This window comes from Flavobacterium tistrianum, assembly GCF_003254545.1.
Taxonomy (GTDB): Bacteria; Bacteroidota; Bacteroidia; order Flavobacteriales; family Flavobacteriaceae; genus Flavobacterium; species Flavobacterium tistrianum.
Map to the genome: position 1 here is coordinate 377904 of NZ_QJRH01000072.1, position 16759 is coordinate 394662.

Here is a 16759-nt window from a genome sequence, read left to right on the forward strand (position 1 = left end):
TTTGTAGTTTTTGTATTTCAAATTGTTAAAATCTAATTGAATTTTGTATTTTGGTCGTCCCAAATCAATACAAAAACAAATATGAGAACCTACTTTATTGCCATCTTATTGATGGTGTTTCCTTTCTTGATGCACAGTCAAGACAACGTTAAGCTAAAGCAGATCAACATTGTAAAAACAAATTACCAAAACTCTAAGGACGGCGAAATTGTTAACAAAACAATGGTTTTTAAAGAGGGTAAGCTTCAAACTATTACTACTTCAGATGTTGTGCAACATTTCTATTACAACAAAAACGGATTGCTAGACATGACTGTAAAAGATAAAGTGGGAAGCGACTGGAAAGAAGTAATAAACTATACCTATGACGCTGATAACAACATCACCAAATTTGTAAAAAAATATCAGGAAGGGCCTAATTATATTACTAAAGTTGTTTCGTTTGTTTACGAAGGAGCAAGAGTAAAAGTAACAACAAAAAAGAGCACCAATCATCAGAATTTAGTAGATGATATTGAGTATCTTGTTGAAAACGGAATTATTGTAAGACGTACTTCACGTGATAGAAACAAGGCCATCATTGGAAAACTGGAATATGTTTATGTAAACGATAATGTATCGAGACACAGAGGGTTGGTTGGAGATAAAATCTCTAAATCATTTACATATGATGATAAAAAATCGGTTGATCAGTTAATTGTTCAAAGTCTTTTTGGAGATAATTACAAAGTAATTGTACCAATGATTTCGTATCATGAAGAAGAATTTGAGTTCGAATCTATTTCTTATAATAATGAAATGAATTTCAGCCCATCATCAACAGCTTTAGTTGCGGTGAGTAGAAAATACAAATACAATAAATTAAATTACCCGATTTCTTGCTCTCAAATAGAAGAAAACGGAATTGTGAAAACGGAAAAAACCTTTATTTACGAATAAAGGTTTTAAACTTAGACCATTTATTGATTAAGTGGAACCTTGTTGAGTTTATCTTGACGGGTTCCATTTTTTTTTTTTGAGTGTATTATTCTAAATATAAATGTAAAAACAAAATTGTATAATTGATTGTAGCTGACAAATGATTAAATTTGCACCTTATTCAAGACTATGTTAGAAAAAGAAGTTATAAATTTTGAGAGAACAGTAATTGTTGGTATTGTTACTCAGAATCAAAGTGAAGAAAAACTAAATGAATATTTAGACGAATTGGAGTTTCTAACTTTTACTGCAGGAGGTGAAGTTATTAAACGCTTTTCGCAAAAAATGGAACGCCCTAATCCAAAGACTTTTGTGGGTACGGGGAAAATTGATGACATCAATCTTTTTGTAAAAGAAAACAAAATATCGACTGTAATTTTTGATGATGAACTAACGCCATCACAGCAAAAAAACATTTCAAGAATTATTGATTGTAAAATTCTAGATAGAACCAATTTAATTCTAGACATTTTTGCGCAGAGAGCCGAAACTTCATATGCAAGAACGCAGGTTGAATTGGCGCAATGCCAGTATTTATTACCGAGACTTTCTGGTTTATGGACACACCTTGAACGTCAAAAAGGAGGTATTGGTATGCGTGGACCTGGAGAAACAGAGATTGAAACCGATAGACGTATTGTTCGTGACCGAATTTCATTATTGAAAGATAAAATCAAAACGATCGACAAACAAATGAGCATTCAGCGAAGCAATCGCGGAGCAATGGTTCGTGTAGCTTTGGTTGGATATACCAATGTGGGAAAATCGACTTTGATGAATGCAATTGGTAAAAGTGATGTTTTTGTTGAAAATAAATTATTTGCAACTTTAGATACAACGGTTAGAAAAGTGGTAATTAAAAATCTTCCTTTTTTACTTTCTGATACCGTTGGATTTATTCGAAAATTGCCAACGCAATTGGTTGATTCTTTTAAAAGTACATTAGATGAGGTTCGTGAAGCCGATTTGTTGCTGCATGTAGTAGATATTTCGCATCCTGATTTTGAAGATCATATAGAGTCTGTAAATAAGACTTTACAAGAGATCAAGAGCAACGACAAGCCAACTATTATGGTTTTTAATAAAATCGATGCTTACAAACATCTTACGATTGACGAAGATGATTTGATCACCGAAAGAACCAGAAAACACTGGACACTTGACGAGTGGAAACAAACTTGGATGAGTAATGTAGGAGAGCATAACGCATTGTTTATTTCTGCTAGGAATAAAGAGAATTTTGAAGAGTTCAGAGAAACAGTTTACGAAGCTGTTCGCCAGATTCATATAACACGTTTTCCTTATAATAATTTCTTGTATCCTGATTATAAGGATGCAGTTGAAAAAGAAGATGAAGAATAAAATAGAAACGGCTTTTGAGAATTTTCGAAAGCCGTTTTTTATTGATTTTATTAAAACCCAAAATTAATTCCTAAACCAAATACTTCTCTGGTTTGAAAACCTTTAAAAGCATTATCGTCATAGATGGTTTGGAAAGAAAAGTTTGCCGATAGAAATTTATTCACTTTCATAATAATATTTAAAGAATAATTAATATCGATATTTTGTGGATCTTCTAAATAATTTGAATATAAGTTTAATGTGTTTTCGGCAGTTACATTGGTCATAATGGCCAATTTGTAATAGACTGAAGCATAGAATCCAAGTTCGTAACGCATGCTTTTATTGACATCAACACCAAAATAATATCCATCAGGATAAGGTAAACCTGTAGCAGGATCAATAGCTGTCGTATAAGCTTTGTCTACAAATGTGAATTTTGAGGTTAACGGCGCAAAATTTATTTTAAGATTTTCATCTTTAGACCAATAAATACCAGGTCCAGTAGTTAGATAACCTGGAGACATGAATTTGGTGTTTTCAGTTCTTATTTCTTTTCCGTTCGGATCCTGTCCGTAAATATATCCAGTTGTAAATTGTGTTCTAAAGTTTAAGAAATAAGAGTAATACCATTCTCCAAAAGCTCTTTTTCCAACTATAGAATTGAACTCAAATCTATCGTCTGTTTTCTTTTCAAAATCGGCATTCTTAGTTTGAAGCAAACCATAGTACGCAAGAACTTTATTATCCCAAGTTAAATCGTCTTTTTTGTAGTTGAAGTCGTAATTGATTCCTAGTGTTCCAGAAAAGCTGTCTTCACCTCCAGCGATCCAATTATTGAAACTGGATTGGTTTAATAAAAGGGATACTGTTCCTTTTGCCTTCCAACCTTCTTTTTCAATTGTGTCATTGATTTTTTTTACGGCTTTTTCGGTGTTTTGCGCTAGTTCTTTTTCGGTGTTTTGTGCTTGTAAAAATGTGAAATTTACTAAAATGAAAAGTAATACGGTTAGCTTTCTCATGGTTTTTAGTTTAGAAGTGTATAATCAAATATACTAAAAACCAATGGAAAGTTAAGGTTTGCTGTAGTGTTATTGCAGGTTATTTCTTAGATTCTTTATATAGAGGTACTGCCGAACATGCTTCGCCATACATAATGCTTCGAGCAAATGGCTGTAAATAATTTGTGGCCAAAATGTAAGCGCGCATCGGAACTGGTTTTCTAGAACAGCCTTTTACAATGACTGGTTTTCCTTTGTAAACCGAATAATCTATTTTGCTTAAAAGTTCTTCATATAGGCTGGCGTCAAGATCTTCTATAGTTCCGTTCACAACTTTTTTTGCAAAAGGAGCCAGATGAACACCAACTAAAATTAAAGCCCAAGCCGGAATAATAGCATCTGTACTGCAGTATACAGCAACATATTGATCCTGATATTGTGACCAATCGTGATTTTTAAGATGCTCTCTAAAGTCTTTTTCTTTCAATAAAAATCCTTCCAAAAGCCATTGCGAAATGTCAATCTGCACTCGCATTCCTTTTGGATAATAATCCTCAAGATCAAAAACTTCTAAAGCACTATTGGCAACTTTATTGATGATTTCTTCCATGTGAAAAGTGGTTTCAGGTTTAATGTTTCAAGTTACGTAACCTGAAACATTAAACTTGAAACAAATATTAAAGCATTCCTAATTCTAATTTAGCTTCTTCGCTCATTAAATCTTTGCTCCAAGGCGGATCGAAAGTAATTTCAACGTCAACATCTTTAATGTTTTCAATTGCTTTTACTTTTTCTTCTACCTCTCTTGGCAAGCTTTCTGCAACAGGGCAGTTTGGCGAAGTAAGTGTCATAAGGATTTTTACCTCGTAATCTGTGTTTACCATTACGTCGTAAATTAATCCTAATTCGTAAATATCTACAGGAATCTCAGGATCGTAAATGCCTTTTAAAACTCTTACGATTGATTCTCCTAATTCGTTTGTGTCTATTTCTTGTTCCATTTTATTTTTGTTTTTACCACTAAGATATTAAGAAAATTAAGTTTTGCTGCGTGCTTAACTCTCTTCTAATATTTAGAAAATTAAGCTTAAAGCTTTATGAAACTTCCTTAATGGTTTAAAATTTTTTAATTTTTGGTTTTTGCATCAAAAGCCAAAGCGTACATTTTGATGTTTTTTATCATCGAAACCAAACCATTGGCACGAGTTGCAGATAAATGTTCTTTTAGGCCAATTTCGTCTATAAATTCAGTATCAGCTTCCAGAATATCTTTTGCTTTTTGGTTTGAGAAAGCACGAATTAAAATCGCAATTATTCCTTTGGTCAAAATAGCGTCACTATCAGCTGTAAAAACGATTTTATCGCCTTGTTCTTCGCCTTGCAGCCAAACTTTTGACTGACAGCCTTTGATTAAATTATCGTCGGTTTTGTATTCTTCTTTAATTAAAGGAAGACTTTTTCCTAGTTCGATGATGTACTCATAACGCTGCATCCAGTCATCAAACATTGAAAACTCATCTATTATTTCGTCTTGTATTTCTTTTATCGTCATAATTATTCTTTAGAAAAATCAACTAATAAATTTACCAGTTTTTCTATTTCTTTTGGCGGAAAACCATTGTCGAAACCTGCAGTTTCGTATGTTTTTCCATCCTTAGTTATTTTTAAATTTCCTATCGCAGCGCCGTCATAAGTACGTTTGTCTGTTGGTGCTTTTAAGGTAGAAAGATTGTTTAAATTAACTTTTGAATATGCTGTAACAATCTCGTTCCATTTCGCATCATTAATCTTGCTTTTAACAGCTTCAGCATTACGTTCCTTAACAACCGAAACCGATTTGTCTTGTACAGTTATTACTTTATAATAGCCTCGTGAAAGTGCAGAATATTCAATTTGTGTAGATTTCATGTCTGCTTTTTTTTGACTGCAGCATCCCGTAGCAATAAAAAGTGTCAGGAGCAATAATGATACTATTCGCATATATTTTATTTTTTAGCTTAACATAGTTTGTGCTTTCTTAACTGCATCAACCATTTGATCGATTTCCTCTTTAGTATTATAGAAAGAAAAAGAAGCACGAATTGTTCCTGGAATACAGAAGAAATTCATGATTGGTTGTGCGCAATGATGTCCGGTTCTAACAGCAATTCCTAATTTATCTATAATAGAACCAACATCATATGGGTGAATTCCATCAATATTAAACGAAACTACAGAAGCTTTATTTTTGGTGTTCCCGTAAATTCTAATGCCTTCAATTTCGTTAAGACGTTTTGTTGCGTGTTCTAATAATTCATTTTCATATTCATGAATTTTATCAAAACCAATCTCGTTTAAATAATCAATCGCAGTTCCTAAAACAATTCCGCCAGCGATGTTTGGCGTTCCTGCTTCAAATTTATGAGGAAGATCAGCGTAAGTTGTTTTTTCGAAAGTAACTTCTTTGATCATTTCGCCTCCGCCTTGATATGGAGGAAGTTTGTTTAGCCAAGCTTCTTTTCCATAAAGAATTCCAGTTCCCGTTGGACCGCACATTTTATGTCCTGAAAAAGCATAAAAATCGCAATCTAATTCCTGAACATTTGGTTTTAAATGCGGAACAGCTTGCGCACCGTCAATTAAAACTGCAGCGCCTACAGCATGTGCTTTGTCAATAATATATTTGATTGGATTGATTACACCCAATGCATTTGAAATATGATTTACGGTAACAATTTTGGTTTTTTCAGAAAGTAAAGCATCAAATTCAGAAATGATTAATTCTCCATTTTCATCAATTGGGATAACTCTTAAAACAGCACCAGTTTTTTCGCATAACATTTGCCAAGGCACAATGTTACTATGATGTTCCAATGAAGAAACCACAACTTCATCACCAGCTTTTAAAATAGAAGCAAATCCGTTTGCGACTAAGTTAATTCCATGAGTCGTTCCCGAAGTAAAAAGCACTTCATGAGCATGTTTTGCGTTAATGTGGTTTTTTACTTTTCCGCGAGCAACCTCGTAAGCATCAGTTGCTAACTGGCTTAAAGTGTGAACACCACGGTGAATGTTAGCGTTGATTTCGTTATAATATTTTACTTCAGCATCAATTACAACTTGTGGTTTTTGCGAAGTAGCTCCGTTGTCGAAATATACTAATGGCTTTCCGTTTACAGTTTGCGAAAGTATAGGGAAATCAGCTCTTATTTTTTGAATATCTAGCATGTCTTATTTAGAAAAAATCTATTTACAAAAGTACTAAAACTAAATTTGTTTATACAGGAAATCTATAATTTCCTTTTATGGTGCTATTGTTACAAAGCGTAAATGCTGATTCCGTAAAAATCGATAAGATTTTCTGAATTATCCGAAATAGATTTCTAAATTGAGTTCTAAAATTGTGAACATAAATTATTTATATTGCAATAAAAATACTAACTCATCATGAAAAAATTTCTCAAAGTACTTTTGCTAATAGTGGTTCTTGCTTTTTTGTATTTCGGATTTACGACTTATCCGAAGCTTGATTTGATTTCTGGTTTCTCTGCCAAAAGTGTTGCATCTGGACACTTTATTGACAATCGACCGTTGGATTTAATTCAAAAAACCGATAATGATATCAATTTGGTTGATTTAGCAAAAAACTCCATTGATGATGCAGGAAAATATGCTATTTCTTCTGTTTATGGATTGAAAGAAAGAAAAGCCATTTACCGCGAAGGACTTGGAGCAACTTTGATTAATGATGATTTTGATATTGCAAAACCTTATTTGCTTCCAAAGAGAGCAAAACTAGAAAACAATCTTCCTTTTCCATACGGAAATAACGAACCAAAAGATACTGCATTTTCGAATGTTGATTATTCAAAATTGAAAAAAGCAGTAGATAATGCTTTTGATAAAACAGGGTCAAGAATCAAAAGAACTCGTGCTGTTGTGGTTTTGTATAAAGATCATTTGATTGCTGAAAAATACGATATAGGTTTCAATAAAGACAGTAGAATCTTGGGTTGGTCAATGACAAAAAGTATCACAAGTTCGGCTTTTGGAGTTTTGGCTAAACAAGGAAAAATTGATATTTACAAACCTGCTCCAGTTGCAGAATGGCAAAATGATGAACGTAAAATTATTACACTTAATGATCTTCTTCATATGAATTCTGGTTTAGAGTGGGAAGAGAATTATAGTACGATCTGCGATGCGACCAAAATGCTTTTTCAGGCAGAAGATATGGGAAAAGTGCAATTGGAAAAGCCAGCTCAATTCAAACCCAATACGCATTGGAATTATTCATCAGGAACAACCAATTTATTGTCTTTAATTTTAAGAAGACAATTTAAAACACAACAAGAATATCTTGATTTCTGGTACAGTGCCGTAATCGACAAAATCGGAATGAACTCGATGATTGTCGAACAAGATATGTCTGGAACTTTTGTAGGTTCGTCTTACGGATGGGCAACACCAAGAGATTGGTCAAAATTTGGATTATTATATCTTCATAAAGGAAATTGGAACGGAGAACAAATTCTAGATGAAAGCTGGGTAAAATATACTGCAACTCCAACCAATACTTCTGATGGAAAATACGGAGCACAATTTTGGTTAAATGCGGGAGGTAAATTCCCTGATGTTCCGCGTGATATGTTTTACTGTAGTGGTTACCAAGGACAAATGGTAGCGATCATTCCATCAAAAGATATGGTAATTGTGAGAATGGGAGTGAGAGAGGAAGAACCTGGATTTGATTTTAATGGGTTTTTGAAGGAGGTGATTGCTTCTGTTAATAAGTAATTTAGATTTGAGCTCCTGCAAGGTTTTCAAAACCTTGTAGGTATCAAGTGGAAATGATATACCTATGAGGTTTTGAAAACCTCGCAGGAAGGATAGAGTGCAAAAAAGCAAAATTCGCAAAGTTTTGTAATAAACCTTTGCGAACTTTGCGTAACCTTTGTGTCTTTGCGATAAAACCCGACTACAAATCAAATCCTAAATTCACGCCCAATTTCGTAGCAATGATTTTAGTAATTCTTTGTTTTAATTCCGGTATTTTAATGCTTTCGATTACGGCATTTGAGAATGCGTACATCAATAAAGCTTTAGCTTCTTTTTTCGGGATTCCGCGTGACTGCATGTAGAACATTGCTGTTTCGTCAAGCTGTCCAACCGTACAACCGTGAGAACATTTTACATCATCTGCAAAAATCTCCAATTGCGGTTTTGCATTGATTGTAGCTTTGTCGCTCAATAAAATATTGTTACTTTTTTGGAAAGCGTTTGTTTTTTGAGCTTCTTTTTCAACCAAAACTTTTCCGTTGAAAACTCCAGTCGAACGATCAGAGAAAATACCTTTATAATCTTGGAAACTTTCGCAATTTGGTTGTGCGTGATTTACCAAAGTATAATGGTCAACGTGTTGTTTGTCGTTTAAGATTGAAATTCCGTTTAACGTACTTGTTAATCTTTCTCCAAAATGATAGAAATTCAAATTGTTACGTGTCAAGTTTCCTCCAAAAGAGAAAGTATGAACGTAAGCATGGCTTTCTTGTTGTTGAGAAACATACGTGTTGTCAATTAAATTCGCTTCACTATTGTCGTTTTGAATTTTGTAATAATCAACAATTGCACGTTTTTGAGCAAAAATCTCCGTAACCGAATTAGTTAAAACTGGATTTTCATTCAAACTTTGGTGACGCTCAATAATTTGTACATGTGAATTTTCGCCCACAATAACCAAGTTTCTTGGCTGAACCATTAAAGCAGCTTCATTTCCAGTTGAGAAATACATAATTTCGATTGGTTTGTCAGCCACTTTTTTCTTCGGAATATTGATAAAAGCACCTTCAATTGCAAAAGCAGTATTCAATGAAGTCAAGCTGTCGTCTTTACTTGCAATTTGGTTGAAATACGTATCAATAACCATTTTGTATTTTGGTTTTGTCAATGCCGAAGACATTAAACAAACATCGATTCCGTCATGTGTTGTAGAAGACAAATGCGAACTGAAAACACCATCAATAAATACTAATTTGTATGTGTCAATTTCGTGTAAAAAGTATTTTTTTACTTGATTGAATTCGATTGCATTTTCCTGCTTAGGAAAAACCGTAAAGTCATTTTTTAAGATGGCGTTTAGCGATGTGTATTTCCAAGCTTCTTCTTTTTTGGTTGGGAAACCTTTATTTTCGAAGTTTTTTAAAGCATTTGTGCGTATGTCATGTAAATCTGAATGTACATCGACACGCTCTTCAAAAGCCATAAAAGACGATACTAATTTTTCTTTTAAATCCATTTCTTTAGTTGTAAGTTATGAGTTATGAGTTATGAGTTTTTGCAAACTGTAAACTGTAACTGTAAACTAGTTTTCTGCTTTGATCCAGTCGTATCCTTTTTCTTCTAATTCGTAAGCCAATTCTTTACCGCCAGATTTTACGATTCTACCGTTGTAAAGAACGTGAACGAAATCAGGAACGATATAATCTAACAAACGTTGGTAGTGTGTGATAACGATAATAGCATTTTTATCGCTTTTTAATTTGTTTACACCATTTGCAACGATTCTTAAAGCATCGATATCAAGACCAGAATCCGTTTCGTCAAGGATAGCTAATTTTGGCTCTAACATTGCCATTTGGAAAATCTCGTTTCTTTTTTTCTCTCCTCCAGAAAATCCTTCGTTAAGAGAACGAGAAAGAAATTTACGGTCGATTTCTAATAATTCAGATTTCTCACGAATCACTTTCAACATTTCGTTTGCTGGCATTTCTTCTTGTCCGTTTGCTTTACGAGTTTCGTTGATCGCAGTTTTCATAAAGTTAGTTACGCTAACTCCAGGAATTTCTACAGGATATTGAAAAGAAAGGAAAACTCCTTTGTGGGCTCTTTCTTCTGGAGCTAAATCAGCAAGATCTTCTCCGTCAAGAATAACTTCACCATCTGTAACTTCATAGTTTTCGTTTCCTGCAATTACGGCAGAAAGCGTACTTTTTCCAGAACCGTTTGGTCCCATGATAGCGTGAACTTCTCCAGCTTTAACTTCTATATTAATTCCTTTAAGGATTTCTTTATCACCAATTGCGGCGTGAAGGTTTTTTATTGATAACATCTTTTTTTTGTTTAAAGTTTCAAGTTTCAAGTTCTCAGTTATGCTGAAAATAGAAACTTTGAAAAATCTTTTATTTTAATATGATATAAAAATTCTTTTTTAATGGTTGCAAAAGTAAGTTTCGGATCAAAAACTTGAAACCTGAAACCTGAAACTTTTTTTAACCTACAGATCCTTCTAAAGAAATCTCTAATAGTTTTTGAGCTTCCACAGCAAATTCCATTGGAAGTTTATTCAAGACATCTTTACTGAAACCGTTTACAATTAAGGCAATCGCTTTTTCAGTCGGAATACCTCTTTGGTTGCAATAGAAAACTTGATCTTCTCCAATTTTACTTGTTGTTGCTTCGTGCTCGATTTTTGCTGTTGGATTTTTACTTTCGATGTAAGGGAAAGTATGCGCACCACAATTGTTACCCATTAATAATGAGTCACATTGAGAAAAGTTTCTTGCGTTCTCAGCTCTTGGCGAGATTTGCACTAAACCACGGTAGCTATTTTGTGATTTTCCAGCCGAAATACCTTTAGAAATAATAGTCGATTTGGTGTTTTTTCCTAAATGGATCATTTTTGTTCCAGTATCAGCTTGTTGGAAATTATTGGTTACAGCAATCGAATAAAATTCTCCTACTGAATTGTCTCCTTTTAATACACAAGAAGGATATTTCCAAGTTACAGCAGAACCTGTTTCAACTTGTGTCCAAGAAATTTTAGCGTTTGTTTCGCATAAACCTCTTTTGGTTACGAAGTTGTAAACTCCACCTTTTCCTTCTTTATTTCCAGGGAACCAGTTTTGAACTGTAGAATATTTAATTTCAGCATCATCCAAAGCGATCAATTCAACCACAGCAGCGTGTAATTGGTTTTCATCACGGCTTGGAGCAGTACATCCCTCAAGATAAGAAACGTAGCTTCCTTCATCAGCAATAACTAGAGTTCTTTCGAATTGTCCAGTTCCTGCTTGATTGATTCTAAAATAAGTTGAAAGTTCCATTGGACATTTTACGCCTTTTGGAATATAACAGAAACTTCCGTCAGAGAAAACCGCTGAGTTTAATGCTGCATAGAAGTTGTCTTTTTGAGGTACAACAGTTCCTAAATATTTCTTTACTAATTCTGGATGTTCTTTAATTGCTTCAGAAATTGGACAGAAAATAATTCCTTTTTCTGCTAAAGTTTTTTTGAAAGTTGTTGCTACCGAAACAGAATCGACTACAATATCCATTGCGATATTGTTCATCTTTTTTTGTTCGTCTATAGAAATTCCCAACTTTTTGTACATCTCTAATAATTCTGGATCAACATCGTCTAGAGTTTTATTAGGATCGACTTGTTTTGGAGCTGAATAATATGAAATTGCCTGAAAATCTGGTTTTTCATAGCGTACGTTTGCCCACTCAGGCTCAATCATTTCTTTCCAAGCACGGAAAGCTTCAATACGCCATTCGGTCATCCATTCAGGTTCTTCTTTTTTAAGAGAAATAGCTCTTACAATTTCTTCGTTTAAGCCAATAGGGAAAGTTTCAGATTCTATATTGGTATAAAATCCGTACTCATATTCTTTAGTTTCCAGTTCGATCTTTAAATCGTCTTCGGTGTATTTGCTCATTATATTTTAATGTTGTCTTAAAAGTTTTTAAAGTCTAAAGTCTGAAAGTCATTGGGCAGTCTTTTAAGACTTTATGACTTTGGGCTTTTGACTATAAAGAGAATGATTCTCCACATCCGCAAGTTCTGCTCGCGTTAGGATTATTGAAAACAAAACCTTTTCCGTTTAATCCGCCAGAAAATTCTAAGATTGTTCCGGCTAAATAAAGGAATGATTTTTTTTCAACAGCAATAGATATATCGTTGTCTACAAATATTTTATCGTCGTCATTTTTGGTTTTATCAAATTTTAACTCATATGATAAACCAGAGCATCCGCCGCTTTTAACACCAACTCTTACGTAGTCGTGCGCAGCATCAAAACCGTCGTCTTTCATTAAGTCGATGATTTTCTTTTTGGCAGTATCAGAAACTTTTATCATGGTTCTTAGATGTTTGTTTTTAAAGAACATTTTACTTCTGTATAAAAAATATTACAGATTTAAAACGCTAATTTTCAATGTTAAATAGAAATTGTCTGCAAAGATACGACTTAAAAACCTTTTTCCATAACGGTTCACATTATTATAACAAATGTGAAAATAGATAATACTTATTTTGACAAAATCGATCCTAAAAACAGTTCTAAAATTTCCAAAAGAAACTTTCTTTAGAATTAAGCTGCAAATATCGCTCCTAAATGTTAAAAAACAAGTATTTCTACTGATTATAACCATATTTTATTCAATATTTTTGCAGAAAATTAGGAGTAATTATGAAAAAACAAAATGAAATAAAGTGGTTTAAACCCTTGTTTGCTTTAATTTTTGTTTTAGGAGTAGGTGCTGTAGTCTTGGTTTTTAGCAGTGAACCTGATAAAAATAATAGTGAAGGTAAAAAGGAAAGTATTGCCAAAATAATCTCATTTGAAAGTAAAGAAACAAGTGAGCAAAAGAATATTTTAGATTCTTTAAATACGTTAAAAAATGCATACGATCAGGCTATTTTAGAAAAAACAGCTTTATCTAAAGAATTAGAGTTAGAGCGTAAAAATGTTGAGAACTTAGTCGCAATTATTAAAGCTTCTAATAATCCATCGGCGGAGCAGATTAAAGTTTATCGAAATCAGCTTTCAGATTTGAATGCATCATTAGAAAGCAGAGTTCAGGAAATTAAAAAACTGAAATCTCAAAATAAAAATTTATTGACCGAAATTGAAAGCCAGAATGTTGTCATGTATAAACAAAAGATGGAAAACGACACATTGGTTTCTAAACAAAAAAAGTTAGAATCGACTTTAAAAGATGCTTCAAAATTGTATCTAAGCAATTTTAAAGCAATTGCACTTCGTGAAAAAAACTCTGGAGCTGAACTGGAAACAACAAAAGCAAAGAATACAAAAAAATTAAAAATTAGCTTTACCGTTAACGGAAATGCAGTCGCAAAAACAGGAAGAAAAGTTTTTTATGTTCAGGTTTTAGATCAGAAAAACACCGTTCTGGGCGATAATAAGCTTATTGAATTTGGCAATGATAAAGCACTTGTTTACAGTTTTATAGTAAGCACCGATTTTCAGGGTAAATCGGTAAATGCGTACGGAATTTTAAATGCGGACCAGTTTAAGAAAGGAACTTATTTTGTGAATTACTTTGATAAGCAGGAAATAATGGGAAGCACTTCGGTTACATTAGAATAAAAGTTTTTTTGACTTTAAAATTTAGCAAAAGGAGTTTGAATTTTCTAGCTTTGTTCTTTTTTGAAAATCATTCTTATGAAACTTTACCCTATAGAATCTGGAAATTTTAAGTTAGATGGAGGTGCTATGTTTGGCGTTGTTCCTAAAACCATTTGGAATAAAACCAATCCTGCCGATGCCAATAATCTTATTGATATTGCTGCTCGATGTTTATTGATCGAAGACGGAAATCGTCTTATTTTGATTGACACAGGAATGGGCGATAAACAATCTGAAAAGTTTTTTGGATATTATTCGCTATGGGGTTCGCATTCCTTAGATAAATCTTTAGCAAAATATGGTTTTAACCGAGACGATATTACAGATGTTTTTATGACGCATCTTCATTTTGATCATTGCGGAGGAAGTGTTCAATGGAACGCTGATAAAACTGGTTATGAGCCAGCTTTTAAAAACGCTAAATTTTGGACAAACGAAAATCATTGGGAATGGGCAACAAAGCCCAATGCACGCGAAAAAGCTTCTTTCTTGTCTGAAAATATTCTGCCAATGCAAGAAAGCGGACGATTGAATTTTATTGAAAGACCAGAATCTGATTTTGGATTTTCTAAAGAATTAAATTTCGACATTTATTATGTCGATGGCCACACCGAAAAACAAATGATTCCGTATATCAAATATCAAGATAAAACGATTGTTTTTTGTGCTGATTTACTGGCGACAGCGGGGCATATTCCGCTTCCGTATGTTATGGGTTACGATACAAGACCGTTATTAACAATGCCAGAAAAATCAAAATTCTTGAATTTGGCAGCAGACGAGAATCATTATTTGTTTTTAGAACATGATGCGCATAATCAAATTATAACGGTTGAGCATACCGAAAAAGGAGTTCGATTGAAAGATGTTTTTACTTGCGAAGATATTCTTTAAGCAAAATATATTGAACGTAAAAAATCCCATTTTCATTCATGTGAAAATGGGATTTTTTGATTTAACTAATTGTAATTTTCAAAGCTTAGTTTGTTTTAAATTTCTAAACCTGCCCTACGGTTTCACCGCCTTTATTGTCTTTAAGCACTATTCTTTAGTAATTGTATTGTTGGCTGAAGCGTAACCTCAAATGATTTTGAACTTGCATTCTCGCTCACCTTTGCCGTTAGGAAATTGTTTTTTTTACGATTCAAACCATGATAAGTATACTTTCCATTCAGCGGAAATTATATTCATAATGATTTGATAAGTAAATGTTTGCGAATGCCATAGTTTTCAGTATTTTTCGTCAAAATTTCATAACACATTGTTAACAGTTAGTTTTTTGTAACAAAAAAGCATAATTTAGACCCATCTTTTAACTTTACTTAAATATTTATAGATACATGAGTCATATAAAACCTCTTAAATTATCTGCTTTTGCATTACTTGTTTTAGCAGGTTGCAGCGCTACAGTTCAAGCGCAGGTTTCAACTTCAAAAGCATTTATTACAGCACCTTCGACAGTTGTAAAAAAAGCGCCTCTTAGCGAAAACGAATTAAAAAGATGGAGTCATCTTGATTTGATAAAAGATTCAATTCCGGGAATGAGCGTTGACAGAGCTTATGCTGAATTACTGCAAGGTAAAAAAGGACAGAAAGTAATCGTTGGAATTGTAGATTCTGGTGTTGATATTGAGCACGAAGATTTGCAAGGAATGATCTGGACAAATCCTAAAGAAATTCCAGGAAACGGAATCGACGATGATAAAAACGGTTTTATTGATGACGTTCATGGATGGAATTTCCTTGGAAATGCAGTTCACGAAAATCTAGAAATGACCCGTATCGTTAAAAAAGGCGACGATGGTTCTGCTCAATATAAAGCTGCTTTGGCGCAATACACAGAGAAATATGAAAAAGCGTTAAAAGACAAACAGCAAGTAGATTTTTTACTTGATGTTCACAATACTATCAAAAAAGAGCTTAACAAAACAACATATAAAATCGAAGACTTAAGCGCTATTACTTCAACAGACCCAAAAGTGGCAAGAAGTAAAATGATTATGACTCAGATTTTTACAAATGCGGGTTCAACTTTTGATCCAGAAGCAGATTTCGGAGAATACAAAGAACAAGTTTACGATCAGTTGGATTACAATTTGAATAAAGATTATGACGGAAGAAAAATTGTAGGCGACAATCCAGAAGACATTAAAAACAATCATTATGGTAACAATGTTGTTTTTGGTCCAGATAAAGAAAAAGCACTTCACGGAACTCACGTTGCGGGAATTATTGCCCAAGTTCGAGGAAATAATTTAGGAGGAGACGGAGTAGCGGAAAACGTTGAAATTTTAACTGTTAGAGCAGTTCCGGATGGAGACGAATATGATAAAGACATTGCTTTGGGAATTCGTTATGCAGTAGACAATGGTGCAAAAGTAATCAACGGAAGTTTCGGAAAAAGTTTTTCTCCACACAAACAATGGGTTTACGATGCTATTAAATATGCAGCAAAAAAAGACGTTTTAATTGTTCACGCAGCTGGTAACGATGGTTACAATATTGATGAAGCTAAAAACATCAATTATCCAAACGATTCTGAAGACAACGTAAAAGAATTTGCTGATAATTTGATCACAATTGGTGCTATCAATAAATCTTACGGAGAAACTGTTGTAGCGCCATTTTCAAACTTCGGAAAAATCAACGTAGACGTTTTTGCTCCTGGTGAAGAAATCTATGCAACAGTGCCAAACAACAAATACAAATATTTGCAAGGAACATCAATGGCATCTCCAAATGCGGCAGGTGTTGCAGCTTTGATTCGTTCTTACTATCCAAAATTAAAAGCAGCTCAAGTTAAAAAGATTTTGATGGACTCTGGAGTAGCACTTCCTTCAATGGTTGTTTTGGGTGAAAGTGAAAATCCAGACGAAAAACCAAAAGCGGTTTCTTCTGTAGAATCATCAAAAACAGCTAAGATGGTAAATGCATATAACGCTTTATTGATGGCTGAAAAGATGTCAAAAAAATAAACAATAAAACACTATTAATCCGATGGAAGGGCGCAAGCTCTTCCATTTTCTATTA

Annotated in this window: 16 protein-coding genes; 6 read left to right on the plus strand and 10 right to left on the minus strand. The window is 33.5% G+C overall.

Features of this window, described 5'->3' with window-relative positions; translation table 11 throughout:
- Nucleotides 1–81 precede the first annotated feature (81 nt).
- Both DMB71_RS18490 and hflX read left to right on the plus strand, forming a co-directional pair.
- Nucleotides 82–939, plus strand: a complete 858-nt coding sequence (locus DMB71_RS18490; protein WP_111368779.1) for a hypothetical protein — start codon at nucleotides 82–84, stop codon at nucleotides 937–939.
- Nucleotides 940–1107: 168 nt separating this feature from the next.
- The gene (gene hflX / locus DMB71_RS18495) at nucleotides 1108–2340 is read left to right on the plus strand and encodes a GTPase HflX (RefSeq protein WP_111368780.1); all 1233 of its coding nucleotides are present in this window, start codon (nucleotides 1108–1110) and stop codon (nucleotides 2338–2340) included.
- Between the two features lie 50 nt (nucleotides 2341–2390).
- On the opposite strand, the gene DMB71_RS18500 is transcribed toward hflX, so the two are convergent.
- The 6 genes from DMB71_RS18500 to DMB71_RS18525 all read right to left on the minus strand — a co-directional run bounded on the left by DMB71_RS18500 (nucleotide 2391) and on the right by DMB71_RS18525 (nucleotide 6527).
- Nucleotides 2391–3341 carry a DUF3078 domain-containing protein gene (locus DMB71_RS18500; RefSeq protein ID WP_111368782.1) on the minus strand — a complete coding sequence of 317 codons (951 nt, stop codon included), beginning with the start codon at nucleotides 3339–3341 and terminating at the stop codon, nucleotides 2391–2393.
- Between the two features lie 79 nt (nucleotides 3342–3420).
- Nucleotides 3421–3930, minus strand: a complete 510-nt coding sequence (locus tag DMB71_RS18505) for a DUF2480 family protein (RefSeq protein ID WP_111368783.1) — start codon at nucleotides 3928–3930, stop codon at nucleotides 3421–3423.
- Between the two features lie 67 nt (nucleotides 3931–3997).
- Nucleotides 3998–4321 carry an SUF system Fe-S cluster assembly protein gene (locus DMB71_RS18510; RefSeq protein WP_008466058.1) on the minus strand — a complete coding sequence of 108 codons (324 nt, stop codon included), beginning with the start codon at nucleotides 4319–4321 and terminating at the stop codon, nucleotides 3998–4000.
- A gap of 125 nt (nucleotides 4322–4446) precedes the next feature.
- Complete coding sequence (locus DMB71_RS18515; protein WP_111368785.1) at nucleotides 4447–4872, minus strand: SufE family protein; 426 nt, start codon at nucleotides 4870–4872, stop codon at nucleotides 4447–4449.
- Between the two features lie 2 nt (nucleotides 4873–4874).
- On the minus strand, nucleotides 4875–5300 hold the full coding sequence (locus tag DMB71_RS18520) for a hypothetical protein (RefSeq protein WP_111368787.1): 426 nt from the start codon (nucleotides 5298–5300) through the stop codon (nucleotides 4875–4877).
- Between the two features lie 12 nt (nucleotides 5301–5312).
- Entirely contained in the window at nucleotides 5313–6527 is a 1215-nt protein-coding gene (locus DMB71_RS18525; RefSeq protein ID WP_111368788.1) for an aminotransferase class V-fold PLP-dependent enzyme, read from the minus strand.
- Between the two features lie 219 nt (nucleotides 6528–6746).
- On the opposite strand from DMB71_RS18525, the gene DMB71_RS18530 reads away from it, so the two are divergent.
- Nucleotides 6747–8096 carry a serine hydrolase domain-containing protein gene (locus DMB71_RS18530; protein WP_111368790.1) on the plus strand — a complete coding sequence of 450 codons (1350 nt, stop codon included), beginning with the start codon at nucleotides 6747–6749 and terminating at the stop codon, nucleotides 8094–8096.
- Between the two features lie 181 nt (nucleotides 8097–8277).
- Here DMB71_RS18530 and sufD read toward each other — a convergent pair whose 3' ends face one another.
- The 4 genes from sufD to DMB71_RS18550 all read right to left on the minus strand — a co-directional run bounded on the left by sufD (nucleotide 8278) and on the right by DMB71_RS18550 (nucleotide 12437).
- Nucleotides 8278–9594 carry a Fe-S cluster assembly protein SufD gene (sufD, locus tag DMB71_RS18535; protein WP_111368792.1) on the minus strand — a complete coding sequence of 439 codons (1317 nt, stop codon included), beginning with the start codon at nucleotides 9592–9594 and terminating at the stop codon, nucleotides 8278–8280.
- A gap of 66 nt (nucleotides 9595–9660) precedes the next feature.
- Complete coding sequence (gene sufC, locus DMB71_RS18540; RefSeq protein WP_008466070.1) at nucleotides 9661–10407, minus strand: Fe-S cluster assembly ATPase SufC; 747 nt, start codon at nucleotides 10405–10407, stop codon at nucleotides 9661–9663.
- A 160-nt stretch (nucleotides 10408–10567) separates the two neighbouring features.
- The gene (sufB, locus tag DMB71_RS18545) at nucleotides 10568–12016 is read right to left on the minus strand and encodes a Fe-S cluster assembly protein SufB (protein WP_111368794.1); all 1449 of its coding nucleotides are present in this window, start codon (nucleotides 12014–12016) and stop codon (nucleotides 10568–10570) included.
- 91 nt (nucleotides 12017–12107) lie between these two features.
- Nucleotides 12108–12437 (minus strand): HesB/IscA family protein, encoded by a 330-nt coding sequence (locus tag DMB71_RS18550; protein WP_008466073.1) that lies wholly within the window; start codon nucleotides 12435–12437, stop codon nucleotides 12108–12110.
- Nucleotides 12438–12769: 332 nt separating this feature from the next.
- Between DMB71_RS18550 and DMB71_RS18555 the strand changes: the two genes are divergently transcribed.
- The 3 genes from DMB71_RS18555 to DMB71_RS18565 all read left to right on the plus strand — a co-directional run bounded on the left by DMB71_RS18555 (nucleotide 12770) and on the right by DMB71_RS18565 (nucleotide 16704).
- Nucleotides 12770–13690, plus strand: a complete 921-nt coding sequence (locus DMB71_RS18555; protein WP_111368796.1) for a GumC domain-containing protein — start codon at nucleotides 12770–12772, stop codon at nucleotides 13688–13690.
- Nucleotides 13691–13765: 75 nt separating this feature from the next.
- Nucleotides 13766–14623, plus strand: a complete 858-nt coding sequence (locus tag DMB71_RS18560; protein ID WP_111368797.1) for an MBL fold metallo-hydrolase — start codon at nucleotides 13766–13768, stop codon at nucleotides 14621–14623.
- Nucleotides 14624–15069: 446 nt separating this feature from the next.
- Entirely contained in the window at nucleotides 15070–16704 is a 1635-nt protein-coding gene (locus tag DMB71_RS18565; protein WP_111368799.1) for a S8 family peptidase, read from the plus strand.
- The last annotated feature ends 55 nt before the right edge of the window (nucleotides 16705–16759 follow it).

Coding starts and splice junctions, on each gene's coding strand:
- DMB71_RS18490 (WP_111368779.1), top strand. CDS start 82: ATGAGAACCTACTTTATTGCCATCTTATTGATGGTGTTTCCTTTCTTG.
- hflX (WP_111368780.1), top strand. CDS start 1,108: ATGTTAGAAAAAGAAGTTATAAATTTTGAGAGAACAGTAATTGTTGGT.
- DMB71_RS18500 (WP_111368782.1), bottom strand. CDS start 3,341: ATGAGAAAGCTAACCGTATTACTTTTCATTTTAGTAAATTTCACATTT.
- DMB71_RS18505 (WP_111368783.1), bottom strand. CDS start 3,930: ATGGAAGAAATCATCAATAAAGTTGCCAATAGTGCTTTAGAAGTTTTT.
- DMB71_RS18510 (WP_008466058.1), bottom strand. CDS start 4,321: ATGGAACAAGAAATAGACACAAACGAATTAGGAGAATCAATCGTAAGA.
- DMB71_RS18515 (WP_111368785.1), bottom strand. CDS start 4,872: ATGACGATAAAAGAAATACAAGACGAAATAATAGATGAGTTTTCAATG.
- DMB71_RS18520 (WP_111368787.1), bottom strand. CDS start 5,300: ATGCGAATAGTATCATTATTGCTCCTGACACTTTTTATTGCTACGGGA.
- DMB71_RS18525 (WP_111368788.1), bottom strand. CDS start 6,527: ATGCTAGATATTCAAAAAATAAGAGCTGATTTCCCTATACTTTCGCAA.
- DMB71_RS18530 (WP_111368790.1), top strand. CDS start 6,747: ATGAAAAAATTTCTCAAAGTACTTTTGCTAATAGTGGTTCTTGCTTTT.
- sufD (WP_111368792.1), bottom strand. CDS start 9,594: ATGGATTTAAAAGAAAAATTAGTATCGTCTTTTATGGCTTTTGAAGAG.
- sufC (WP_008466070.1), bottom strand. CDS start 10,407: ATGTTATCAATAAAAAACCTTCACGCCGCAATTGGTGATAAAGAAATC.
- sufB (WP_111368794.1), bottom strand. CDS start 12,016: ATGAGCAAATACACCGAAGACGATTTAAAGATCGAACTGGAAACTAAA.
- DMB71_RS18550 (WP_008466073.1), bottom strand. CDS start 12,437: ATGATAAAAGTTTCTGATACTGCCAAAAAGAAAATCATCGACTTAATG.
- DMB71_RS18555 (WP_111368796.1), top strand. CDS start 12,770: ATGAAAAAACAAAATGAAATAAAGTGGTTTAAACCCTTGTTTGCTTTA.
- DMB71_RS18560 (WP_111368797.1), top strand. CDS start 13,766: ATGAAACTTTACCCTATAGAATCTGGAAATTTTAAGTTAGATGGAGGT.
- DMB71_RS18565 (WP_111368799.1), top strand. CDS start 15,070: ATGAGTCATATAAAACCTCTTAAATTATCTGCTTTTGCATTACTTGTT.